Below are 26,434 nucleotides of genomic sequence, written 5' to 3' on the forward strand. Positions count from 1 at the left end.
GTGGCAGGCGAAAAAGGTTAACTATGAATGAATTGCCACTCATAAATATGGATCTAGGCAATCGTTTTTACTTATGCTTGTCTGCTCTCAATAGTGATGTAATGCCAGACAATGCACAAGCGCTCTGGCAAGATATCTCTGTGCGTTATGGCGAATCACAACGTGCTTATCATACCCTGAGTCATATTGAGCAGTTATTAGTACAATTCGACAATATTAAACACTATTTGGCTGAGCCGCATATTGTGGCGTTGGCACTGTATTATCATGATGTAATATACGACCCAACACGCGCAGATAATGAGCAAAAAAGCGCTGAATATGCAGTAGACGCATTGAGTTCTTATCTAAGCCCAGAGCAGTACGAACATATCTACGTATTCATCATGATGACGGCCAATCATCAAATAGATGAGTCGACAGATAGTGTTAAATACAGTAGTGTTAAATACAGTGATGCGGCATATCTGCTAGATATGGATTTGAGTATTTTGGGTGCGCCTTGGTCTACCTATGAACAGTATGCAAATGCCATACGTCAAGAGTATGCGCATGTTTCAGATATTGATTACCGTGATGGGCGCACTGCGGTATTACAAGGATTATTAGCGCATCCCAAACTTTATCTGACTGATTATTACTATAATCAATTAGAAGCGCAAGCTCGGGATAATATCAACCGTGAGCTTATTTCGCTCGCAGCTTTATAAATAACTCACTGCCCTGCCGTGCTGGATGTGAATTATAGCTCGTCTCCATAATATCGATATCAAAATGGCTTTGAAAACGCTGCTGGTACTCTTCTTTATTGCCACCAAATGGTGGTTCCTCTCGCCCAAAGTCAGTATCAAATAACAAACCCACCAGTTTGCCTTGTGGCTTTAATAACCTTGCCATCTGCTGCACGTATTCATCACGGCGCGCTGGATTAATCGCACAAAAAAACGTCTGCTCAAGTATCCAATCAAATTGATATTGCTCATCTGATAAACTAAAAAAATCCGCACAAATTAACTGCTCAGATGGGAAATCAGGATAGCGCGCTGCAAACGCCTCAATCGGTGCAGGTGCAAAATCGACCAACGTGACATTGGTAAATCCTTGCTCATATAGATAGCCTACCTCGTAAGCATTACCAGCACCTGGTACGAGTATCGCCTCATCCTTGGCACTTTCGGGTAGCTGGTCAATGTAAGCTTTGAGCGGGGGCGATACTTGTCCCATATCCCAGCCAGTGCTGTTTTTTTCGTAGCGCTGCTGCCAAAACTCAGCTTGGTTGACGTTTTCCATATGACATCCCTGTATATAAAACTATTATTTAAACGACACAATTTGTATCGTTATTTCTTATCATATCAGGATTGTCGAAATTATCTACGTTATTTAGATAGTATATTTAATCTAGATATCCTGATTTGCCCGCTAATATATTATGCCATTTTTGATAATCTGGCATCGCGGTTGCTACCGTTTGCCAAAACGCTTGGCTATGGTTGGCGTGATGCAAATGGCACAGTTCATGGACGATGACATATTCTGTGCACTCGATAGGATAAGCGGGGAGATAAACGGACAACCAAATTCGCTTCGCGCGCGTGTTGCAACTACCCCAGCGTGTGTGCATTTTCTTTAATCGTATCTCATTGGCGTAAGTGCCAACGATTGGCTGCCATTTCTCAAATAGCGACGGCATGACATCGGAAAGCTGCTGTCGATAGTAGGCTATTTTTTCATCATGACTTAATGTAAGTGGCTGTATTTTACCCCATAGATAAACAGGGTTCTTAGCAGTTGCAGGATGTGGTGACGCGCTTTGTTTACGCTGGTGTTGCTCTAGTACTTGCGGGTGATTCGCAATCGCCCAAGGTACTCGCTTGGCAACAGCATGAAGTGTTTGCGATGCGCTGATATGGATTGGCACAGAGACCATCAACGTATGAGGCTTTAAACGAAAATTGATATTTTTGACACGCTTTTTGCTGATATGCAGCTCAATTCTTGCCTGTGCAAGCTGCTGTCTAATAGTATCTAAACGGATCTCTAGGCTAATGCTTCATCTCCTCAATGGCCGTAACTGTACCGATGACCACGCACTACAAAGCTTGCAAATGGTTATCAAAGGACATCATATGCAATTTACTATCCTTTATAATACGAGCATGTTGTTCAATATCGTTTGCGTCTAATTTGACTTCTGATGAAACACTTACTCTTAACGCTGTTAACTGCCCTTGCCCGTCACTTACAATAAATCCTGATGACCCGATAGGATCGTCGATTTTGTGAGTTGAGCTACCAGCACTAGATAAGACGGATGCCCCTGCACAATCTGGCAAGCTCATATCATCAATCAACTCTCGAGTATGTAAGTTATAAATTGCCGCACAGCCACCAATCGGTGTCGTCACACAAAGTAAATTGCGGTCGCTATCGACTGCTACGCTCGCGATATATTGGTGAAAGCGTTGCCATTGATTGTTTGGCATAGTTAATGGTGTAAAATTAGCATCACCGCGCTGGTGAGTCAGTACCAACGGTACATTGATGTGCTTTTCGCCTTGGAACTGAATACCGATCATGACAGTGCCATCATTGTGCATCGCTAAATGGCGTATGCTCATCTGATTATGCTCGGGAGTCACTTGCTCAAGCAGTGTGCCATCATAACGATTCAGGTAGACCAGCGATGGTCGCATAGTATCTAAATTTAACTCTTCACGTGAGGCCTGCTCGGTTTTGATGCCCCCATTTGCAATGACTAGCGTTTCGCTATCAGGATGCATAATCAGTTCATGCGGCCCGATACCATAGGAGTCAAACTCTGCTACTTTTTTATAAGCGTCGTTGACATCATAGATACCAATTTTACCTGCCAGACTCACTGTGTCATTTTCAGTTACGTAGAGCAACTTTCCATCTAAGCTATAACAAGCATGACCATAAAAGTGACGGTTTACGTCCGCTTTGATCGCATATTGCACTTGCCCATTTGAGGTACTCAGAACCCAGAACCTTTCGCTTGGACGACGACCCATTACGACGACGTCGCGTCTTTGTTCGACATTGGTATGCTGAGATTGAGTATCCGGTACAGTAACAGGTACAGGCTGAACAACAATGTCGTGGACACGCTCAGGCATAGTCGTTTGCCAAACGATTTGTCTATCGGCATCAATACCTACCACGCCAAAATCATGCTCATCTTGATTCAATGAAGCGGTATTTTTTGGCATAGATGCAACACCGCTGACCCAGCGAACAGGCCGTGCGAGCATCGTCGTTGTATGCATAGCAGTAAGATCAAGCACGTCACTCTCATTATCATCTATCGCTTGATGATAAGCCTGCTGCCATGTCACCGCTGCTTGCTGACAAGCATAGCGAAAACGTTTGAGGTTTGGCGTTGACCCAGTGGCCGGCTGCAATGCTTGTAACTGCGCGCGCATACCCGTCACATAATCTTGCAGGCTGGCATCTGGATGCTGCTGCTTACGATAACGATGGTGAATACCGACCAGAGCCGCGGTGCCGACTGCCGTGAGCATTGACGTCGTCAGGAGCTCACGGCTTACTGAACTGGCTTTTGGCTTATATGAACTGTCATGACGCTCATCTTCTGACATCGTATTGCTTTTAGTAATAAACATTACTTAATCGCCATCGGTGCTATTAAAGCCCACTCGGATACCGAGTGCTGGAATTAGTTCGCGTTTAATCAAGCGAGTGACGGTAGTGAGATGGTCATATAGCGCCTGCTGATCGTCTTTATTTGCGGTTGATAAGTCTTCTGGCATTTGTGCCAATAAAGTGGTCGTGTCAGCCAGTGCCGTCGATAGATTATTAGCGACTGTGCTCTCATCATTACTATTAAGTATCGCCGTCAATACGGGATCCGTCATGGCTTTATTGATGGCGTCTAATTTTGCATTGATAATAGCGCGGCTTTGACCAGCAGTCGCCGCTGGTAAATGACCTTTTGCTTTACCCGTCAGACCGAGTGGCTGGTCAATGGCGTTAGACTTCATGGTCTCAACCAGTGACAGTAGAGAGTTGATCCACTGATTTAAGCCTCTATCGCTCTCTGCTGTTTGATCTATCGCCAATAACTCAGTAGCGTTTTGCTGCCAGTTTTTCTCGATGTCTTTTAGGCGTGTGCTCAAGGCACTACTCGCACTAATCACGTAAGCACATTGTCCAGCATTCAAGCTCTCATTAGCAAACAAGGCCTCTTCCAATCCTGGTACACCTTGTACGATAGCGCTCTCGCCCGCGAGCTGCTCTGGCGTTAGCTTTGGATTGGCAGCAATCAAATCAGCCACGCCACTATGTACGAGTCCGCGCTCATCAGGATAATAGTTGATGTACAAATTGCTCATACTGGCAGTCGCAGGACCAAAATTAATCATCTCAGCACCTGACCATGCTTGTGCCAATACTAACCACTGCGCGCGTAATGCTTGTAGCTCAGCGCCGCTGACTGGTGCTTGCTGACAATGTTTCTGTGCCAATTCATTTAATAGATCACTTTGCTTTGCTGCATCAGCATACGCAGGAATCACGATATCATCTGCCACATGCGTCAAATACGTTTTTTGAGTCTCAGGGCTAATATCTACCGCAACGATCTGCGTAGTGCCTTCCTTACTGCTTTCTGCTGAGCTGTCAGTAGTCGAATTATTCTGTGCAACTTCTTGACTATCCACTTCTGCAGATTTATTGTCGTCGGCAGGTTTAACACAGCTGATCAGCAGCCCGGCACTCAATGCAGATAGCGCCATCGCCAAAGCGTGATTTATTTTCATAGATTTCTCGGTAATGTTATAGGTAGTAATTTATAGCGTTTTTATGCTGACTTTATAATAGTGACTGTATTACAGTGACCTTATTATAGCGACTTTAAGAACGCATTTAGCTCAGCGCGACCTTGCTTGTCTAATTTCAATACTTGTTGCTGTTGCTTTTCGGCTTCTCCGCCGTGCCAAAGGACCGCTTCCATTAGCGTACGAGCGCGTCCGTCATGCAAAAACGTCGCTTGTGGATCAACCGTTTGTGCAAGTCCCACGCCCCAAAGTGCGGGCGTGCGCCATTCATAAGAATTGGCTAAAAACTCAACTTGAGCGTCTTTGGGTGGTAGCTTACCCGCGATGGTACGATCAGCGAGAGCATCACCCATGTCGTGCAGCAATAAATCGGTATAAGGATAAATCACTTGTCCATGCTGCTCAAGATGGTCATCGTCAGTTTTTGGCAACTGATATCTTGGTGTATGGCAGCTTTGACAACCCATGTCATAAAATCGTTTTTTGCCCGCTAGCACAAGCTTATCATCGGCATTGCGGCGATGCGGCACCGCTAAGTTACGGGTATAAAACTCCACAAACTTGGCAACATCATCATTCACTTCCACAGGCGGTTTGCCATTGCCTTGCTCATCAGCGCCTGTTGTCGCATTTAAGCAGGCGGTCTGGGTCGGCATACAGGATTCATGAGGACGAATGTTTGACGTCAAACCCATGTCTTCGTTAAAGGCACTTTGATTTTGGGTAATCAGTTTGGTTTGACCAGCTTTCCAGCCAAACCGTCCAAGCGCACGTTTGCCAGTCTGTGGATCCATTACCCAATTGAACTTACCACTAATGTCGCTATTACCCTTATTGTTTGCTTGTTTCTTAATATCATTATCAGGTATTTGCTCTAGTAGCCCAAGCCCAATCATCGGGAGCGCCACTCGCGGTGATACCATCATCGCTTCGTCAAAAGCGCCATAACCAGGGTTGGTCAGGTTAAAGATTGGCGCACGTAGCGTCTCAACATGCCCATCAGCAAAGATGACTGGCTTATCTGTCCACTGCACCGCAATTCTGGCTTCAGCAGGGACACCCTGAATACCGCGGTCTTGCAATTGTCCACCATACATGGGGTGGACGACCTTTTCAATCAGCGAGTCCTGTAACTGCTTACGCTGTTCATCCGTTGTTGCTGGCATCGATAGACGAAGCAATAAACTGTCCGCGTCATCATCGGCAGTCATAGGGGCATGACCACGACCATCTTTGATATGGCAAGACTGACAAGCAGCAACGTTGAATAGCGCACCAAGCCCATCTCGACTGTCGGTACTGGCAGGAGCGACGACCCAAGGCTGCTTAAAGAATGCATTACCAATGAAAAACGAGCCCTTACGCGACGCTGTTAGATTCGATGAAGGCTTAGAGTAGCTTTCAGCACTGGTAATACTGATACCAGAGTCGCCACCCTGCTTGATCTCCTGCGGATCAAAGCTGATCAGTTGCTGCATCGGCACGCCAGCCAGTGCTTCGATATTTTCGGCACGTTCAGAGGTGAGCGGTTGAGCTTTTTCACTGGTGCTTGCGCTGCTCTCATTATCCGAGGTCTCATTCGACACGCTATCAGCCGGTTGACATGCGCTCAGTGCTACCGTACCCATCATCATAAGTGCAAGTTTGGATGGCAAATTTTGTATTATGCTAGAGGAGAAAAGAAAAGCAGAAGATTTGGTATAAATGGCTTTCATAAAAATTAAATGCCTTGGTTTTAGAGTAGAACCATAAAAGTCGACTACATATCTAGTCATCGACTTTTATGGTTCGGAACACCGACCTATCGGCCTATTTTGATACTTGCAAAAATACGTTGCCGACCGTAATCGACAACGTATATATGAGATCCAATCTATATTTTTATAAAAGTGAGCCTTGTTACTTGATAACAGTTGGCTCAGCATGATGAATATAATAAAAAGCCTTTAATCATCAAAAATGCGCTTAAAACTGTGACCCTGCGTCTGCATCAAGATTATCAATACCAACGGCTTTTGCAGCGTTTTCGATACCAGCGGTCAGTTCTTGCAAGCTATTAATACCTGCTTCTACCCAGCCGCGACGGATATTTTGTTCTTCAGCAGAGACACCTTCTTGACTTGCTTGACCAACCATTGCAATCATTTGGTCAATTTTGATGCCTTCTTTCTCGCCCTTTTCAACCATGACGTTGAATGCACCTTCGACTTTACTAAAGTCAGCAGCCAATTTATCAGCTTCCTCTACATGACCGCTGTCAACGAGATAGTCTTTAATACCATAGCCACCGACTGTTTTACCAGCGACGGTCTGGTAGCTACCATTAAAGACATTTTGGATACCGCGGGCATTGTTGGCATAGCTCAGATGCGTCAAGTCACTAAAGCATTCGTGCTCATCTTCGGTAGACCCTGTGACAAAAGCGACCTGCATACGCTCAGAAGCCAACTCACCCAATGCTAAACTGCCCATTTGGTACATAATTTGACGCAGGCCATTATCATATTTACGCGCCATCAAGTCACTGCGTAAAGTATTTTCGTTATCAGGCTGCCACTGGGCTTCCATCGCCGTCAAATCATCCACCAGTAGTTGAGTCGCGGCTTTTAAAAACTCACCACGGCGCTCACAAATACTGGCATCTTCATTGACCGTATCCCCGCTGGTACATTGTCCATCTTCTGTCATATAGTCGGTGACTGGGCGATTACCCGCGCCTTCTTTTACGCCATTGGTATCTTGACCCCATAGCATAAACTCAATCGCATGGTAGCCAGTCGTTACATTGGCTTCGCTACCACCGATCTCGTTCATTTCTGCAAGCAGCTCAGGTGTAATTGTGCTGGTATCTTGCTTGGTACTACCGACCGTAATGCTGTCGCTATTGATAATGTTTTCTTGACTATTGTACTCACCTTGATAGTCATCACTGACATAATCAATCAGCGCTTCATCCAGTGGCCAAGCATTGATCTGACCCTCCCAGCTATCGATGCTATTGATAGCGCGCTTATCATTTGCCGTCACAAACCCTTCATCAAAACGAAAGATTTCCGTCTGTGAGTACGGCTGGCGCGCAGCTTTATAGGCAGATTTTGCCGCATCAAGGTTGGCTTGAGTTGGCGTTGCGACATAGGTATCTACCGCTGCTTGTAATGCCTTAGCAGTATCTAGCGAGTCTTTATAGGCGGCGTGTGCCATGTTTGCATAGCTGATAACCAGTCTATCAATATGTGCTTTTTCGGCAGCTGATATCTCTGTATTGTCGCCTGTTTCTGTGCTTATAACCTCTGTCTGCGTCTCAGTAGCAGCAGTGTCTTCTTCGGTTTTTTTGGTACAGCCCGATACCATTAACAATCCTGCAAGTGCAACAGCTAAAGTAGTTGGTAAAATCTTACGGCGTGTTTCTGTGGTAATCGTCATACAAATCCTCAAAGAGATAGCAAAATTCGTTTTGGTTAAATGGCTTCCATCATATCGATTATCAAATCACGGCTTAATCAGCTGATTTGATTTCGTATATCTATGCTTATCGCATATTATCAAGCTTGTAACTATTCAGTAATAAAACACTAACAAATTATAGTGTTATTGATAATCATTATCAATACTTAATTTTATATTAATAATCATTAATCCTTATGATGATTTTATAAAACGTTATCAAACGCTAAACGAGCACTATTCTATTTTAGACAGCAGACATTATACCTGCGCTATCCTAACTATCGAGTTTGATTAACCAAAATTTAGCGCATAAAAAAAAGAGCCAGCATATTGCTGACTCTTTTTGCTAGATAAGTGCGTGAAAATCATTCGCACCTATCAGATAACTATATAAAACTGTAAATTAGTTTACGCTTTGTGGTGCATTAACCGTTAGCTCAACACGGCGGTTTTGCTGACGACCAGATTCAGTGTTGTTGGTAGCAACTGGACGTGATTCGCCATAAGCAACTACGTTGATACGGTTAGAAGCAACACCGCGAGCAGTTAGATAGTTAGCAACTGAGTAAGCACGGTCACGTGACAGACCCATGTTGTAAGATGCTGAACCTTGGCTATCAGTGTGACCAGCAATCGTGATTGTGTTCTGGTTATACTGGTTCATGGTTGAAGCAAGCTTGTCTAGCGTTGGCTTGAATGATGAATTAAGCGTTGCATCATCAAACGAGAAAGTGATGCTACCTGGCATAACAAGATCAATGTTACCAGTGGTTGGGTTTTGGTTAACAGTCACGCCTGTACCAGCCATTTGCTGCTCAAGCTGACGAGCTTGACGCTCCATGTAGTAACCAACGCCAGCACCAAGTGCAGCACCGATAGCAGCATCACGACCAGTTTTGTCGCCACCTGTTGCTTTTGAGATAGTTGCGCCACCTGCTGCGCCAACCAAACCACCTAGAGCCGCTTTGTTCAAACGTTGCTGTCCAGTGTTTGGATCAGTCGTACAACCGCTAAGTGCTAGACCTGATGCTACTGCTGCAATCAATAATGTATTACGCATGATATTTCCTCTATAAGTTTAAAAATATTATAAATCGTGCTTTATCAAGATTGTCCGTTAATCTTATTAAGTACTTATTTACTTTTGTCATTATTATGGCAATTACAATCTAACTCTGTGTAATATTTTGTCACACCTATGTATGAGAAGTGCAGATTAACTTTACGGTATTTCTTAGCATCTAGACTATTCAATACCTGTTCCTTGTTATCACTAGTCACGTTTACACTCGTACACTGCGAAACGTTTCTGCTAAAATTATGTGGCCAAATTTCTCATCGTCAAATGGCCGCTGTATCAGGGATTAACCAGCAACGCTTCTATGATTAGCGCTTAGTTCACTGGATTATTGACCATCAATCATATGAGCAGTTTTGGCAATATTTGAACACATCGACTTGTGAAATATATGGCTTACTTATTAATTAAACTGAACCAAGAGGATCAAGCATGCGACTGACATCCACCATTCGAAATCTGCATAAACGCACGCCTAAACTGGGCAAAGCTGTTTCTCTAGCCACGGCAACAGGCGTCATTGCAGCCAATAGCTTCGGTGGTAGTATTCCTTTGTGGTTGATGGGTGTCGGCAAGGTCATCACGGGTGCGCCTATCGCAGATAAAGCGGTCATCAAAATCGCGACTTATTGGATCAGTAGCAACAGCGCCCTAATCGATGACATGCTGCCTCGTAAAGACTGGCGTATTAGCTTACCGGATGATATCCGTATCGATGGTAAATACCTTCTGGTCAGCAACCATCAATCTTGGGTCGATACCAGCATCGTGCAGTATATTGGCGAAAAGCGCCTGCCATTGACGCGTTTCTTTACTAAGTTTGAGTTGATCTATATTCCTATCGTTGGGCAAGCTTTTTACTTTTTAGATTTCCCCATGATGCGCAGGCATTCCAAAGAAGCCATCGCCAAAAACCCTGCGCTCAAAGGTAAAGATATCGAAGAGGCCAAACGTGCCTGTGCCCTTTTAAAAGACAAGCCATTCACCTTGCTAAACTATCTAGAAGGCACGCGCTTTACCAAGGCCAAACATGCCAAACAGAAGTCTCCTTATACGCACTTGCTAAAACCACGAGCAGGCGGCTTATCCCTTGCGATTAATGCCCTAGGCGAGGATATCGATGGGATACTGGATGTGACCATCGTCTATCCTGATGGTGTGCCAAGCTATAGCGATCTGTGGAAAGGCAATATCAAACGTCTGGGTGTGGACCTAAGATATATCGATATACCAAATGCGTTGTTTGAGGGGATTAAGCAAGGCGGCTATGAAAATGATGAAGAAATAAAAGCGCAGATGTTTGACTGGGTTGAACACATCTGGCGTCAAAAAGATCAGCGCATCACCGACATGCTGGCTGATTTTGAGACAAGCCCTGAAACCAGCGCTAAAGCTCAAGACATTTGACAAAGAAAGCATGCCCTTTAATATAAAGCATTAAATACGTTATATACAGGCACAATAAGTCATAGCAAAATAAGTCATAGCAAAATAAGTCATAAAGGCGAGTAGTATTCGCAATGAGTTATGGAGTAATCAATCAAAACGATATTGATAATAATAAGCGAGCATTTTATTTGCGATGCTCGCTTTATAGGTTATAAATTATTATGCGTAAATTTTAATCGCAGATGGGTTGTTTTTTAACCTTATTCATTGATAATGTGACTAATCATGAACTCATAAATTTTTGATGGTTATTTTTGAATCCTCATTAGAAATTTACTCATTTTTTGTACCATTTATCACTTATAAGGTATGACTGTGCCCGCCTCTCCTCCTCCTAGCCCGCCTCTTACGACCGCACCGGTTTCGCCTCATCTTGCAACCAGTGAGCCGCCAAGACCGGATCGCCCGCAGCCCAGTCGCCTAAAGCTCACTTACGACATCGTAATGATCATCGCCATCAGTATTGATTTATTACTGATCAGTATTGACGCAGTACTGATGAGCGATTTTAGTAGTAATGCTGCACAATGGCTGTCAGTCAGCGAGGGGCTCAACTGGTATCAGGCTACCTTGCATGAGCCGTTACGTACCGCTGGTGGGTTTTTTACTATATTTTTGGTTGGTGAGCTGCTGTTACGCTGGGCGATTGCAATCAAAGAAAAAGTCTACTACCGCTGGTTTTTCTTCCCTTTTGTCCATTGGTATGAAGTCTTGGGCTGTTTTCCGCAACTGCGGTTGTTACGGTTATTTAGAGCAGTCGTTATCGGGCGTCGGTTGTACCAGCTTGGCTATCAAGTACTACCGCAGCCATGGATCAACCGTATCAAGTTCTATATTGACCTACTACTAGAAGAGCTATCGGATCGTGTGATCTTGACGACTATCCAAAACTTTAGACAGGAATTAACCAATCCTGAAACGCACAAATCATTCATTGAATCAGCCATCACACGTAACCGTGCTGAGATTGAAGCGGCCGTATTATCTATCCTTCGTTCCGAGCTTGCGCCAAAATTGCAGGAGCTGACTGCCTCATCAGGTGGCGGCAGCATGTTGGCTAGCGACATGGGCAACGCCATTGAAGAAGGCTTAGCCAACACCTCTGAGCTACGACGCTATTTGCGTATGATACCCATCGCTGGTCATTTGATTGAATCACAGCTACAGCATGTCGGACATAATATTGGTGAAAATGTTGTTTATGCGTTAAATAAGCGCCTGCTTGACCCTGAGCGCCTCGACTCATTGATGGTCGCTATTGCCAGTGGTATCGCCCAAATAGATACCGATAATACTGCGCTTGATACATTGATTTCGAGTATCATTGATGACAGTCTGACTGCATTTGAGGCGCAAGTAAAAGTACAGCAATGGAAACACCAAGACATGCTAAATCTATAGTATGTCTACTAACATGACACGATAATAAAAATGACACCGTGAATACAGTGATAGAATTATTTTAAGGGTTTATATATGACAGTTTCAGACAATAATAATCAGACTGCAAGCGCAGCACCAGCCTTGGCCCTATATGGCAAGATGCTGACTTTTTCACGTTTACAGTTCAATACCAGTGAACTAGGCGCTATTGAAGCCCAGCTTGCTGAAACATTGAGCAACAAATCCAGTAATATCCCAATCCTTATCGATAGCGCGGTCGAGCAAGATTTATCGGCCTTAGTAGAGCTATTATGGTCATGGGGGCTGCAACCTATCGGTGTGGTGACAGGCCTACTTGATGATCAAGCGCGCGAGCAACGTTTGGCCATATTTCCAGCAGATGGTAAACGTATCGAACGTATCGTACCTAGCAAAACAGCCCCTACGCCGTCCAATAAACCTAAAGAAGATAATGGCGCAGAATCAGCCAACGCTACTAGCACCGAGAGTGCGACAAATATACCTGCCACTGAAACTACCATCTCTAGTCTTCCAGATGAGACATTATTAAGTGCTCAGCATATAACCAGCCTAATCTATGACCAAATGCTGCGCTCAGGACAAAGCTTGAACCATGTTGGCGGCGATTTAATTTTGACCAACAGTGTCAACAATGGTGCTGAGGCAATAACTGACAATAGCCTGCATGTGTATGGGCGTGCACAAGGTCGCTTAGTTGCAGGCGCAACAGGCGACAAAGATGCCCGCATTTTTTGCCAAGTTTTCAACCCTTCATTGGTTTCCGTTGCGGGGACATATTGCTTACGGGACAATCTACCAGATCACGTGATAGACAAACCGGTGCAAGTCAAGTTTGTGGAAGGTGAAGGTTTAGTATTTATCGTAATGGATGAAGCTTAACTATTACTCGGTTAAAAATAATAAACGGTTAGGTGATTGTCTAGTAAAGTAAACTGGGTAAGGTAAGCCTTAATTATATAAGCTGCTGTGTCAGATAAATAAAACAAGATATATCAAATTAATCGTTACAATTGAGCTATTATTAAGTGTTGGTTTTGACGTTATTTGCCGTATATTTAAATAGCTATCAGGCGGCTAAAAATTATCGCTGTTAACTGTAAAATTTATAAGAAAAAGCCCTTTGTAGCTCATATCTCAGTTGTTTTTCTGCTTTAATATAGACTTGCTATAAATCCTTGTATATTTATGCTAGGCTAGCTTCGCAGATAGTACATATATAATTAGTAGATAAATACCATGCAATTGTGCTATTTATATAAAAGATATCCCATTGATTCATAGGAGTGTGCCATTGTGGCGAAGATAGTTGTAATCACTTCAGGTAAAGGCGGTGTGGGCAAAACCACGACAAGTGCCTCTTTTGCCGCTGGTTTAGCATTGCGTGGCTATAAAACGGTTGTAATTGATTTTGATGTAGGTCTACGTAATCTAGACTTGATCATGGGTTGTGAAAACCGAATTGTTTATGATTTCGTTGATGTCATTACCGGTAGCGCACGCTTGTCGCAAGCACTTGTCAAAGACAAACAGCTTGAAAACCTGTATATCCTTCCTGCTAGTCAGACGCGTGATAAAGACGCACTGACAGACGAAGGTGTCGCAGAGGTCATGACTGAGCTGTCTAAACAGTTTGACTATATCATTTGTGACTCACCTGCTGGTATCGAGCGCGGTGCACAGTTGGCCATGTATCACGCTGACGAAGCCATCATTGTTACCAACCCTGAGATCTCTTCAGTACGTGACTCGGATCGCATCATCGGCATCTTGCAAAGCCAAACGAAAAAGGTTGAAGAAAACCTAGGCTCTGTACGTGAGCACTTGGTCATCACTCGTTACAATGCAGAACGTGCTGCTGCGAACGAGATGATGGACATCGATACTATCTCTAATGATATTCTAAAAGTACCATTGCTCGGCGTTGTGCCTGAGAGCCATTCTGTGCTCGAAGCATCGAACCACGGTGAGCCTGTTATTCATTATACCGACTCTGTTGCTGGTCAATGTTATGATGATATCGTCGCCCGTTTCTTAGGCGAAGAGCGTCCACTACGTCATATTGATGTGAAGAAAAAGAGTTTACTACAGCGCTGGTTTGGGGGTTAATGATGACTAAGAAAAAAGGATTTTGGAGTAGCCTATTCGGTACTGACGATAGCAGTAGCGCAGGCAGTGCCAATCTAGCTACCGAACGTCTCAAGGTTATCGTAGCTAGCGAAAATCGTCTAAATAACCGCCTAACGGTTGATCGTATCGAAAAAATGAAACGTGAAATCTTAGAAGTGGTCAACAAATATGTGAATGGCGTGCAGATTGATGATGTCAATATCAATCATCGCTCGGAAGATAGCTTGGATGTATTAGAGATGAACATCAATTTACCTGAACACAAAAAGTAAATTTGTAATCAGACCTTTAGACAGCAAGCACTTTCATTTATCACTTAAAAAGCCCTAAGTAATGTACTTAGGGCTTTTTTGCATCTTTAAGTTTATTGGTACGGCGTGATGTATACATCGTCCGAACATTGATCAATGGCAGATCATTTCATACGTGATATTAAATTGTCTTTTTTGATAAACTGATGATACAAGGCAGCACCAATATGGAGCGCTGTAAAGCCAATAATCATCGGCCAAATAATATCGGTATGTAAATCATTATAAAAGCGTGCCAAACTCCTATCAGGAGTCACAAACACGGGTATTTGGAATAAACCAAAGATATCGACAGGACGACCACCATATACCGTCATCAATAAACCAGCAAGCGGCATGGCGATTAGAATGGCATAGAGAGCAAAATGCGACAACTTAGAGACCATCGATTGCCATTTTGGCATTGGTATTGATGGTGGCGCTTTGGTAAAGACGCGGTTGATAACTCGCGCAATCATCCAAAACAACAAGCTTATCCCAAACGCTTTGTGAAATCCGATATATAGATTGCTATCGAGATTTTCATACAGCAATATCATTACCCATGTGATCAACAATAAAACTGCACTGATCCAATGAAATATACGACTGCTGAGCGACCATTTTGATACATTAGAATTATTCATGAGCGGCTCTATAGTTTTTATTAAGCGTTATTTATAATTGATATTATATATAGGACAGCAACTCATTCAATAACAAAAAGTAATCAGCATTGCTCGGATACTACCTATGAGGTGAAGCATAACTGAAACTTAGACGAGAATCTAGTTATCTAAATTAACCAAATGATGCGCAATTTTGTCTAAGTCTGGCACCAAATAAACATTGTCGTCAATCATAACGGTTTGATACAGATAAGATAGCACAACGTTTTCGTCGGACTGCCCTTCTGTTTTATCAACACTATTATCCGCAAACTGCTCAGGAAGCTCTGTATCTTTGACGTCAGAAATACGGGCTTGTAATTGGCGCAGCTCACCTGCCGTTTGCAAAGCAAATCGATGCTCTGTGGTATTGCCCTCTAGTACGATGACTTTCTCTGGTGTTCTATCTTGCGGTAACAAGTGAAAGATGGCAAGATTTTGCTCTTGCCACTGATACGTAGATATACGCTCTTGATAATCCTCGACACTCAAAATCAAACTGCTCGGAATGATCCAATCAGGTTGGTTAGATGCTGGCACGATAGTCACATCAAGCATACCATTATTCGTGGTCAGTAAACTTACCGCTTCAAATGAGTGTTTCAAAATTTGTTTCATACGTCGCTCACAATCAGTTAGTGTGAATGGCTTGCTGCCCTTTCACCAATATAATCAGTCAGTTTTTTTGCCAAATCTGTCGGACTACCAACGAAACCACAATACCCTGAATCAATGATAGCCTGAGGTTGACTCGGACATGCACTCAGACTAGGGTCTTGCGCCCACAACTGGCTGTTGTTGTCTTGAACCATATCCAAATACTGAGAGCCATCATTACCCATGCCCGAAAATATAATATTGATTAGATCGCTACCATAAACATCGCTGGTATTTTTAAGAAGCTGACCAATAGCAGGCTTATATTCACCGCTCCACGCCTGCTCCAACAGTATCACCCGACCTGCCGAATCACAGACAATCTGCTTGTCGATCGGTGCTATGAGACATTGCCCTGCTCGCAAACGCTGCGAAGACGCGATAACCTCACAGCGCCAATCATTATGGCGATTGAGTATCCTTGGTAATGTACCAATCATAGTCTGATTGAAGTGATGCGCCAATAAAATGCACACTGGCAGTGTCGCTGGCACATTATCTAAAAACTCTTTTACCGCACTGGGCCCACCCATAGACGCACCCAGAAATACGACATATTGCCAACTTCTTTCAGCATCATCATTTTTATGGGCATCTGTATCCAGTAAAGTTGGTAACGCCAGCAGTTTCGCCAGTTTACGTTTTAACTTACGCTGCCATTTGGCATATTGCTGTGCTTCGTTAAGATAGGGTGCCTGACTAAAACCCACTAAGACAGCAGCAGATTTAGAAGCTGTCGTTGCGGTTGCAACACTATCGTCGTAATCACTGTCTATGAGCCAAATATCGATATCTACATTAGACAGCTCACTTTTTTCTTGCCACTGAGCCCATGACACACAGCCGACAAGCGTGAAACCGCAACTACGTACGGTGTCCGAAAAAGCCACACGCTGGCGATGATCTTCTGCCACCACCAGCACTTTAATCTCATTATTATTTTTTTGTCGCAGTGCTAAAACACGTGCATTATCCTTCATTAGTTAGGCTGACCTCTTCACCAAGTAGTCTTTGGATTTTTTCAAGCAACTCTTTTTCTTGGAATGGCTTACCCATATAGTCATTTACCCCAATCTCTAGAGCACGCTCACGATGCTTTTCGCCAGTACGTGAGGTAATCATAATAATTGGGATATGCTGCAATCGACTATTGAATCTGACCTGAGTCGCCACCTCGAAGCCATCCATACGCGGCATCTCAATATCTAGCAAGATCATATCTGGCGTCGTGTCCTGTAATATCTCAAGGGCATCGATACCATCTTTTGCAACCGCCACATTGAACCCTTGGCGCTCCAAGAAACGAGAGGTCACTTTACGCACGGTCACAGAGTCATCGACTACTAACACCGTCGATTTGGATTCTATACGTCCTCGCTTGGCACTGGCAGATTTCGAACTGTTCTTCACCAACTGCGCATTTCGCATTAACGCAATCAAATCTAAAATGAGCATTACCGAACCATCGCCCATGATAGTAGCAGCTGAAATACCTGGTATATTCGATAATTGCTGGCCTAGAGGTTTAACAACCACTTCAATACGTGATCCTGCAATTTGATCAACTTGTAGTGCGATGTTTTGTCCCGTACGGTTTTTAATAATAATCAGCGGCAGACTGGTGTTGGTATTGACGACTAGCTCATTCAGTTTATTACCTGATAGAATCTCATTTAGGTAGCGTACACGATATTCCGTATCTTCAAAGTTTAGGGTGGCAGCGTCTGACTGATAGTAATCATATAGCTTTTCTGGGTTGACGCGCACCACGCGCTCGATCTGTACCAATGGTATGGCGTAGTAGCGATCTGCTGCGCGCACGACCAAAGCGTCAGACACAGCGACGGTCAATGGCAAACGCATCGTGAAATTAGAGCCTTTGCCAAGCTCTGAAACAACCGAGACGGAACCACCTAATTGACGGATTTCACTGATTACAACGTCCATGCCAACGCCGCGGCCAGAGATCTGTGTCACTTGCTTACTGGTACTCAGCCCAGCATTAAAGATGTATTGCATGATATCAAGATCAGAGAGACTGTCATCGTTTGCATCAATCAGACCTTGAGAGATAGCTTTATTGCGTACCGCCTCTACATCGATACCACGACCATCATCTGATAGTTGGATGACAATCTCGCTACCTTCTCGATGGACCTCAAGCGTAATATGTCCACTACGTTCTTTGCCTGCTTTGAGGCGCGTCGAAGTAGTTTCGATACCGTGATCGACAGCATTTCGTAGCATATGCTCAAGCGGTGAAGTAATACGTTCTAAGATGGTTCTATCCATCTCATCATCAGCATTAATAATGGTTAGCTCAACGGATTTGTTCAACTCATTAGCCGTCTGACGGACAATACGCTCAAGACGCGGTGTCAGACGCGTGAATGGCACCATACGCGAGTTCATCAGCCCATCTTGCAACTCAGTCTGAGTCCGCGATAGCTGTAACAATAGGCTTTCACTATCACGAGTCTTTTCTAATAAGGTATGGTTAATATCAACCAAATCCGAGGCAGATTCTGTCAATGATTTTGATAATTGATTCAGTGAAGAATACTGATCCATTTCTAACGGATCGAAATCCTCATTATCAATGAGCTCATCATCTATCTGTGACAAAATCTGAGCTTCAAGCTCAATCTCCATACGGCGTAACTGATCTGCCAGTCGCTGTACCGTAGTACCCATCTCTTCAATACTGTTAGTCAAGCTACTAATACCCATATCAATACGGGCACGGTTAATCGCTGACTCACCAGATAAGTTAATCATATGCTCAATCAGACCACCTGAGATACGAATCATTTCATTACTACTAGTGCTGTCGTCCTCCTCATTAGTGTTACTGAACATAGATGGCATCTCGCTGATATCTTTTGCAAGATAGTGAGAGTCTTGATTTTCTTTGGCAATCAAAATTGCTTCGCGCTGAGACTGTAGAGATTCTTTAGGAACTTGTTTGAGACTATCAGGGTTTCTCCCAAACTGCACTAACGCCTCGATCAATAGTGCAGGCGTTGGTGGATTGACATTTTGTTGAAGAATAAATATGGCATCAGCAAGCCAATCATGACTGGCAACTAGCAACTCTAATACTTTCTGAGTAGGCGGACGACGGTTACTGACAAAGTCTGTATAAACCGACTCCATCTCATGAGCCAAATCAGCAATACCGGACGCAGTCACCATTCGGGCACCGCCCTTAATGGTATGCAGATCTCGCTGAAGCGCTTGTAATGCTGTGGTGTTGTTTGTGTCGTTTAAGAATAAGTGCAGGTATTTATTGCGATTGGTAAGCTCTTCTGCCTCTTCTAAGAACACCGATAATATGTCTGGATCAGGCAACCCATTAGCCCATGATTGCTTAATCATGGTATCTAGGCTGAGCAATTCTGATGTCTCAGTACTGATATTAGCTTTATCCTCCACTACGTTTTGGACGTCTGGTTCAAAATAGTTTTTCGGTGCTGGTATGATCAGCTCTACCGTTTCTGGTAAAGTTTTTTTCTTTTCAAGTACTTTTAGCTGCTCAATAAGCTCTGAGGTAAAAAAGGATTTTTTATGATTCACGATATGCATTACTTGTTGCGACATCGTGTCTTGCACCATTTGCATAATCTCGAGCCACTGTGTCGTCGGCTCTCGTCTATTTTCTACAAAAGACTCATAAACACTTTCTGCTTCGTGAGTTAGATCACCAATACTACGAATGCCAGCCATCCGTGCGCCACCTTTAATGGTGTGCAAATGACGCTGTAATACTTTTAGCGAGTTGATATTAGTAATATCGTCACGCCATTTATTGAAACTTTCATCTAGCGCGTTATCAAGCTCTTGAGCCTCTTCTAAGAAAATCTCTAATAGCTCAATATCCGTATCAATCGTTTCAAATTGGATTTCAGATGCCGAAATAGCTCGAACTACAAAGCCTTCGTCGTTATCGTCAAGATTATCATTTTGATAGATACCTTGTAGATCACTCATTACCTGCTGGTCTATTTTCAATGACGTACTACCAGCTAGCGCATCGAATAGACCAATCAATTGGGCATGACCTGATAGCAGAATAGATTGGATATCTCTATCTCTCGCTTTATCGATATTATCACTCAGGTAGCTATAGGCATTACCAAGCTCATTCAGAACGGTAATGAATTTTGGAAATGCTTGAGCTTTATCTATCAAACAGGTGATTTGTGCAATTTGCTGCGCGATATAGTCTTGACTGTGTTCTGTTTCAGCATGACCAAGCGCCTCTTCTAACTCCCACTCAGCATCTAATAACGTATCGATATTATTATCTAATAGCTCTTCTATCGTTGGTTTACTATCAGTAACAACGGGCGCATCAGCATCACTAATGAAATACTGCTCAGCCAGCATTGCTTGCAATGACGCTATGTCTTGCTCTTGCTGACTGTGTGAATCTTCTACTATGACACTACGCTGCTGAATATTTTGTTTGTAGCTACGTAAATAACCATTTATCAGCTTGGCAGACTGCGCTAAAGCCTCTAGATGTTGGGCACTCATCGCTGTATCTTGCTGCTGCAATAGCTCCAAACTATGCTCTATTGTTGCACTAACTTCGCTGATAGCAGCCAAAGCACTGGAGCCAGATGCAGCTCGTAATGTGTGAAATGCACGTACTATTTCGTCCGTTATCTCAATAAGCTGCTGATCTTGATTGTCGCTGACAAATTGATCAATGTGATGAAGTAACTCTTCTGCTTCATCAATAAATATCTTACAAAATGCTTTTTCTTCTTCGCTTTGAGGCGTTAGAACGACGGTTGCCTCTGCCATTTTTTCGTTGACAGAATGGAAGGTCTGTAACGTCATGTCTATCGCTTCATTAGTCTCATCATAGTCAGGATTGGCTTCGTCTATACCAGTCTCCAATACGGACTCTTGCGCGGCGTCATCTTCAGAATGGCTTGTTGCTTGCTCATATAATCGAGAGTAACTAAACGCATCACCCTGTTGCTTACTATAGGCATTGGCGCAGGCAATCCATAAAGGTACTAAAGCTGGGTAATCTTGGCTATTATTTTCAAATGCTACTAACATTTCAGGATAAGCGGCCAATACATCTGACATCAGCTGACACATATCGCTTGAGACAACAACACTATGATCCAATACGCGATTAAGCATATTCTCTATCGCCCATGCTAGCTCGGCGGTGTAGTTAGCGCCCACCATGCGGCCAGAACCTTTTAGGGTATGAAAACCGCGACGGATATCTTTTAAGGCGTCTAGGTCAGTCGATGCTAGCTGCCAACCTTCATATAAAGGTACGATTTCGGCAAGTACTTCCTCGGCCTCTTCTATAAATATCTCTTTAATATCAGGATCTGCATCATTCGCATCGGCTGCTAATTGCTCGGTTTCTTGCATAAACGGGACAAGTACTGCTGGAACCTCTAAACCAGATAGCGATGCTGGTGCATTTGTATTATTGCTTTCAGAATCTGTTCCTGCAGCATCATCAACGCTCGAAAGTAATGTTTCTAACGATACATCATCCATTGAATCAGAGTCATTGATACCTAACGCTACTTCAGCTGATGTTTCAGTGATTCCAGTCTCAAACGTATCTAAACCAGCATTAACAGGCTGCTGCGCCATTAGGTTACTACTTTGTAGAATAGTAATAGCAGGATCAGAGCTTGGTAATTGTTGAGCGGCAAAATCTGTCAGTAGCACTGGCAAACGTTCCGCCGTCTCTATCACCAGACGTACGACATCGTCTGTTACAGGGAGTGTCTTATCCAACAGACGGTTAAGTAGGTTTTCTATTGACCATGCCATCTCACTGATGCTAAAAGCACCAACCATACGGCCTGAGCCTTTTAGCGTATGAAAGCTTCTACGCACCTCAGTCAATGGTGTTAAGTCTTGTGCATCCTGCTGCCAAATAGGCAGAAAATCCTCCAGATCATCGATTACTTCAGTGACTTCTTCGATAAAAATGTCACGAATCTCTTCATCAACTTCAAAGTTGTCAGGCTTAACTTGTTCACGAGCACGCAGCAACGCGTCACTCTCTACATTAGGACTCGTATCAGTGGTATCTTGCGCTGCTATCACCGTTTCATCATCTGAACTGAGCACAGGTGCGATCTCACCACTATCATCATAACGAAGCACATTCATCGCGACTGGCTTTTGCGTCAGCCATGTCTCGTTAATCGTTTCTGGTGATGTCACATACGCATGAAGAAGCTGTGATGCTTTCGCTGCATACTCATTTGCCTGCGTCAGTAAGTTTTGATCAAAGACTTGCTGCGCAAGATAGTCGAGTAACAATTCAATCGAGGTCAGACTCTCTGCCAAGGCTTGGGTCACATCCCAGCTAAGTACAGCAATCTCGTGAGTGAGCAGTTGCGTGAATATACTACCTATATTTTCTATCGTCTCACTAATGACTGGCAGTCCCATATCATCAAAAGCATGGGCAATTTTGTCAAAGTCAGCAATGGCTGGTAAAGACTGGATATCTTGACGTTGTATATACTCGTTAAAGCTTTCCTTGATTTCTTCAACGGCAATACGTAGCTCACGTAAGTCACTGTTAGTAGAAACTGACTCATGTCTATCTACACCCTTTACATCACTGATATCGAACGCTTCAGGTATAGTAGCAAAAGAAGCAGCAGCGCCAATTTTGAGTGATATTGCTTGTTCGGTATCATAAATAGCACTATATAGCTCTTGTAGCTTGCGCTCGATATACCATTGCTGCTGCGTAAACTCTGTCTCTGATAAGCGTGCTTGCTCTAAATCTGTAAGGATTGATTCAACTTGCGACGCATATTGTACCCAACCTCGACTCTCAAGCTGGCTCTTTATATGTCGTAGAGGATTTACTAGCGTGTCTGGCTTATCTAGATTAAAGATAAAGGTCTCAATCTCACTGAGTAATCGCGTTAAAAAACGTGAGGTCGCAGGCCCATGCTGTGATATGTCATTAAGGATAGATTGAGTTCGCTCACTACTATTCTCTAAATAGCTGAGCTGGACATAGACACTGGTGATTAAGCTTTTGACAAGGCTCGAAGATAACTGGGCTGATTGAGTAGCAGAGTCTATGATGCGATCAAGCTGACCTAATAGTGGCGCATAATATTCAGGTAACGGCGCTTCATTATGAGCAAGATCACTTAGCCACAACTGAGTCAAATACCATAGGCGCTGTAACTCATCGTCTTGAGTGGTCTGCCATAGATATTGACTAACTTTTTCTAAAACCTGTAGAACAGGTGCCTGATTACTATTGGCAACCAGCAATTTTTGTACTTGCTGTCGCCACACCAGTAACATCTGCTGATAGTGCTGATCTTCCAAATTGGTCGTGACATTACTCGTGGGTACTGCGATCTGAATGCTATTGACAATATCTTCATGAACAATATCTTCTTGAATATCATCGTTATTTCGATGATCGTGCTGGGTATCAGTAGCATCTATAAACGCGCCTGCTTCCACACCTCGTTGCGATAGTATCTGGGCAAGCTCATTAGTCGCTTTATTTATTAGAGCACGGTTGTATTTGCCTACACGCGCATATTGGTTGAGCGCATGTTGCAACAACTTATGAGAAAACTTGCCTATTTGACAGTCTCTAGTAGACAGATCATCACTCTCCCCCAAGCTCGCCATAAGGCTCAACTTATTGGCAATATCTGCTAGTAGAGGCAAGCGAATCATCGTCAGCGCGCCGCTAATCTGATGGTAGTGCGATGTCATCTGTTGATAACTGTCGATGTCAGCACCTGATTGCCAGCCATCAGATATCTGTGATAATTGCTGATTGAGCAGTGGCGACAACCACTCAAGCGTCACTATGTCATTGGGCTGCTTTTTCATAGGTTTATCCTAACTCGTCTAGGCACTAATTTAGGCACTAATTTTTTGCCACACATTCACTTGTGGGTGCGCAATACGGCGCATATTCGAAGGACGCCAAAACAACGCCTCACCTGGAGCCAATATAATATATCCCTCTACCGCACACTGCTCTGATAGCCGTGCCAAAATATCACGCTGATTAAATTTACGAAAATACAGCAACATATTTTGGCAGATAATCACATTTTGGAGATGCGACGTGGGTGGTTTTTGTTCAATAACATTGTGCAAAGCAAAGCTAACATAAGGTCGTAAAGCTGGCGCTATTTGCCAATCAACGTGAGTATTGATAGACTTTTCTACTTTACTAGAAGCATCAGCCATACTCAGCTCATTGCCTGCATTCTTGGTGATCAAAGGGTGAACAAACTGCTGACAATTTTGAGGAATCAATGACTGCTGCCGTTTATCGTATTGTCCTAACCGCGCGTTTGTAATCGCCTGCTCGCTCACATCTGTTCCCAATATCACATGATTGGACAACTGCGCTGCTGTCAGACTCATAGCCAGCGACCAAGTCTCTTGCCCACTTGCACAACCAACGCTCCAAATGCGAAACGGCGTATCCGTTTTATTTGCTCGTTGATAATTTGCTGCATATTTTGTGACAAAGGCTATAGAAGGTCTGTGGCGAAAAAAACGACTCTCATGAATCAGCACCTTATCCAACAACTGCTGGCGAATCTCATTATCTTTAGGCAACTGATGCCAGAGCTGCTGAGTAGTAAGTCCATTTAACGTTGCTGTATGATCAATGGCATTGGTCAACCACTGCAGCTGCATATTTGGCAATATAAAGCCAATCTCTTGTTCTATGTATCGCTGCCACTGCTGCAAATTAGCGCTATCGCCCTGTATCATCTCATCACCCCATACAGGTTCAAATGTATTAGATATAGCCTTTTTTGCTTGTATATGATTGTTCACGTCACCTGCTATTATCACTGCTGCACGGCATCAGTACCTGTACAGCATTTTAATTAAAACCTCATACAAAAAGACGTATCAATACCGCTTTAACATTCAAGCTAAAAGGTTAGACAATTTCTGATAAGGTTCGTTCAGAGTGAATCATTTCATCATCTAACAATTCATCATCGTTCGATACTTTAAAGCCGGTAACAGATTCTTGTAGTGCGGCAGCCATTTCACTCAACTCACCAATAGAACGTGCTGTGGCAAGCGTACCAGATGAGGTTTGTGAAGTAATATCTTGAATGATATTCATAGTATGAGAAATATGACCAGCAGATTCAGCCTGCTGTAATGCAGCATTTGAGATGTTCTGAATCAAATCAGCCAACGTGTTAGAAACGCTCTGTACTTCTTCTAGTGCTTCACCAGCATCTTTTGCCAAACGAGCACCACGTACTACTTCAGATGTCGTCGATTCCATCGACATAACAGCCTCGTTAGTATCCGCCTGAATGGTTTTTACCAAGGTTTCAATCTGCTTGGTCGCATTCGCTGAACGCTCAGCCAGACGCTGAACCTCATCAGCAACAACCGCAAAGCCTCGACCAGCCTCACCTGCCATCGATGCCTGAATGGCGGCGTTTAATGCCAAAACGTTGGTTTGGTCTGCAATGTCGTTAATCAAGCCAACGATATCACCAATCTCTTGCGAAGACTCACCAAGGCGTTTGATACGTTTAGACGTCTCTTGAATCTGATCACGAATAACGTTCATACCTTCAATCGAACGCTGTACAACTTCTGCCCCATTATAGGCAATGGCAACTGAACGCTGAGCAACCGTCGCAGACTCTGACGCATTGTTCGAAACTTGGTCAATTGACACGGTCATCTCATTAATAGCGGCTGATACGCCAGCAATTTCTTGCGCTTGATGTTCAGAAGCTTCAGCAAGCTCAACAGCGTTCATCTGCGTTTGATCTGAAGACTGTGCAACTCGGTCAGCGGTACTGTTAATAACCAAGACCAATTGACGTAATTGGTCAATTGCGAAGTTTACTGAGTCAGCAATTGCCCCTGTAAAGTCTTCTGATACGGTAGCATTGACCGTCAAATCACCTTCTGCCAAATCACCCAACTCATCAAGTAGGCGTAGAATAGCGATCTGGTTACGTTCGTTTTCTTCTTGAATTTGACGAGCTCGTTCAGACTCTGCTTCTGCTTCTTGACGGCGGCGTAACGTTTCTTTTTCAATCAGTAAACGCTCCGATCCACCACGTTGCTTGAGCAACTGATATGAGGCAAACATAATACCCACGGCTCCGACTGCAAATATCGCCGCCGGTAAAACAACCGATTGATCAAAGCTATCAAAGTATTGACTTACCGTTGATAGGGAGTTGATCAGCCAAATCAGACAAGCCAAACTTAATAGCACAAAAAATCCTAACAACAATTTCCATGTACTATCAGAGCTTTTGCCATCTACTGCTGTTTGGCCCACGCCAGCTACAGGTTTTCTTTTAACATCACTCATCTTGCGTATTCCTTTCAAACAATCGTCAAAGTCTTATCGTGACTGACTTTGACAATCTTATTGTTATCAAAACAATGATTAGCAAAGCCTGTATAAATACT

18 protein-coding genes and 1 pseudogene are annotated in these 26,434 nt (G+C 43.6%); 6 read left to right on the forward strand and 13 right to left on the reverse strand.

Annotated features, from left to right (window positions below):
* Positions 1–23 precede the first annotated feature (23 nt).
* A complete protein-coding gene (locus tag QO189_RS11850) occupies positions 24–710 on the forward strand; it encodes a hypothetical protein (protein ID WP_371532864.1) in 687 nt (228 codons plus the stop codon).
* Here QO189_RS11850 and QO189_RS11855 read toward each other — a convergent pair.
* The 7 genes from QO189_RS11855 to QO189_RS11885 form a co-directional block, all read right to left on the reverse strand.
* Positions 688–1,290 (reverse strand): methyltransferase domain-containing protein, encoded by a 603-nt coding sequence (locus tag QO189_RS11855; RefSeq protein ID WP_371532865.1) that lies wholly within the window; start codon positions 1,288–1,290, stop codon positions 688–690. The genes QO189_RS11850 and QO189_RS11855 overlap by 23 nt on opposite strands.
* Before the next feature lie 106 nt (positions 1,291–1,396).
* On the reverse strand, positions 1,397–1,921 hold the full coding sequence (locus QO189_RS11860) for a M48 family metallopeptidase (protein ID WP_371532866.1): 525 nt from the start codon (positions 1,919–1,921) through the stop codon (positions 1,397–1,399).
* Between the two features lie 172 nt (positions 1,922–2,093).
* Entirely contained in the window at positions 2,094–3,647 is a 1,554-nt protein-coding gene (locus tag QO189_RS11865) for a DUF1513 domain-containing protein (protein ID WP_371532867.1), read from the reverse strand.
* Positions 3,648–3,650: 3 nt separating this feature from the next.
* A complete protein-coding gene (locus QO189_RS11870; protein WP_371532868.1) occupies positions 3,651–4,802 on the reverse strand; it encodes an imelysin family protein in 1,152 nt (383 codons plus the stop codon).
* An 83-nt stretch (positions 4,803–4,885) separates the two neighbouring features.
* Positions 4,886–6,535: a di-heme oxidoredictase family protein gene (locus QO189_RS11875; RefSeq protein WP_371532869.1), complete on the reverse strand. Its 1,650-nt coding sequence runs from the start codon at positions 6,533–6,535 to the stop codon at positions 4,886–4,888.
* A 250-nt stretch (positions 6,536–6,785) separates the two neighbouring features.
* Entirely contained in the window at positions 6,786–8,243 is a 1,458-nt protein-coding gene (locus QO189_RS11880) for an imelysin family protein (protein ID WP_371532870.1), read from the reverse strand.
* A 427-nt stretch (positions 8,244–8,670) separates the two neighbouring features.
* Complete coding sequence (locus tag QO189_RS11885; RefSeq protein ID WP_201597918.1) at positions 8,671–9,327, reverse strand: OmpA family protein; 657 nt, start codon at positions 9,325–9,327, stop codon at positions 8,671–8,673.
* Positions 9,328–9,777: 450 nt separating this feature from the next.
* On the opposite strand from QO189_RS11885, the gene QO189_RS11890 reads away from it, so the two are divergent.
* The 5 genes from QO189_RS11890 to minE all read left to right on the forward strand — a co-directional run bounded on the left by QO189_RS11890 (position 9,778) and on the right by minE (position 14,618).
* A complete protein-coding gene (locus tag QO189_RS11890) occupies positions 9,778–10,752 on the forward strand; it encodes an acyltransferase (RefSeq protein ID WP_371532871.1) in 975 nt (324 codons plus the stop codon).
* A gap of 351 nt (positions 10,753–11,103) precedes the next feature.
* Entirely contained in the window at positions 11,104–12,195 is a 1,092-nt protein-coding gene (locus tag QO189_RS11895; protein ID WP_371532872.1) for a hypothetical protein, read from the forward strand.
* Between the two features lie 75 nt (positions 12,196–12,270).
* Positions 12,271–13,098, forward strand: a complete 828-nt coding sequence (gene minC / locus QO189_RS11900) for a septum site-determining protein MinC (RefSeq protein WP_371532873.1) — start codon at positions 12,271–12,273, stop codon at positions 13,096–13,098.
* 414 nt (positions 13,099–13,512) lie between these two features.
* Complete coding sequence (gene minD / locus QO189_RS11905; RefSeq protein WP_058025481.1) at positions 13,513–14,325, forward strand: septum site-determining protein MinD; 813 nt, start codon at positions 13,513–13,515, stop codon at positions 14,323–14,325.
* A 2-nt stretch (positions 14,326–14,327) separates the two neighbouring features.
* Positions 14,328–14,618, forward strand: coding sequence for a cell division topological specificity factor MinE (gene minE / locus QO189_RS11910; protein WP_201597908.1), 291 nt, complete (start codon positions 14,328–14,330; stop codon positions 14,616–14,618).
* Between the two features lie 143 nt (positions 14,619–14,761).
* Here the strand turns inward: minE and QO189_RS11915 are convergent, their stop codons facing one another.
* From QO189_RS11915 to QO189_RS11940, 6 genes and pseudogenes are all read right to left on the reverse strand, one after another.
* Entirely contained in the window at positions 14,762–15,283 is a 522-nt protein-coding gene (locus QO189_RS11915) for a cytochrome b (RefSeq protein WP_371532874.1), read from the reverse strand.
* Positions 15,284–15,424: 141 nt separating this feature from the next.
* Positions 15,425–15,922 carry a hypothetical protein gene (locus QO189_RS11920; RefSeq protein WP_371532875.1) on the reverse strand — a complete coding sequence of 166 codons (498 nt, stop codon included), beginning with the start codon at positions 15,920–15,922 and terminating at the stop codon, positions 15,425–15,427.
* A 17-nt stretch (positions 15,923–15,939) separates the two neighbouring features.
* Positions 15,940–16,941, reverse strand: coding sequence for a chemotaxis protein CheB (locus tag QO189_RS11925; RefSeq protein WP_371532876.1), 1,002 nt, complete (start codon positions 16,939–16,941; stop codon positions 15,940–15,942).
* Positions 16,931–23,839 carry an Hpt domain-containing protein gene (locus tag QO189_RS11930; protein WP_371532877.1) on the reverse strand — a complete coding sequence of 2,303 codons (6,909 nt, stop codon included), beginning with the start codon at positions 23,837–23,839 and terminating at the stop codon, positions 16,931–16,933. The genes QO189_RS11925 and QO189_RS11930 overlap by 11 nt, the downstream gene beginning before the upstream one ends.
* Before the next feature lie 30 nt (positions 23,840–23,869).
* The gene (locus tag QO189_RS11935) at positions 23,870–24,808 is read right to left on the reverse strand and encodes a protein-glutamate O-methyltransferase CheR (protein ID WP_371532878.1); all 939 of its coding nucleotides are present in this window, start codon (positions 24,806–24,808) and stop codon (positions 23,870–23,872) included.
* A 109-nt stretch (positions 24,809–24,917) separates the two neighbouring features.
* A pseudogene (locus QO189_RS11940) lies at positions 24,918–26,204 on the reverse strand (methyl-accepting chemotaxis protein); the annotation flags it as partial.
* Positions 26,205–26,434: the final 230 nt, after the last annotated feature.

Source organism: Psychrobacter sp. Arc29, from assembly GCF_041431175.1.
Lineage (GTDB): Bacteria > Pseudomonadota > Gammaproteobacteria > Pseudomonadales > Moraxellaceae > Psychrobacter.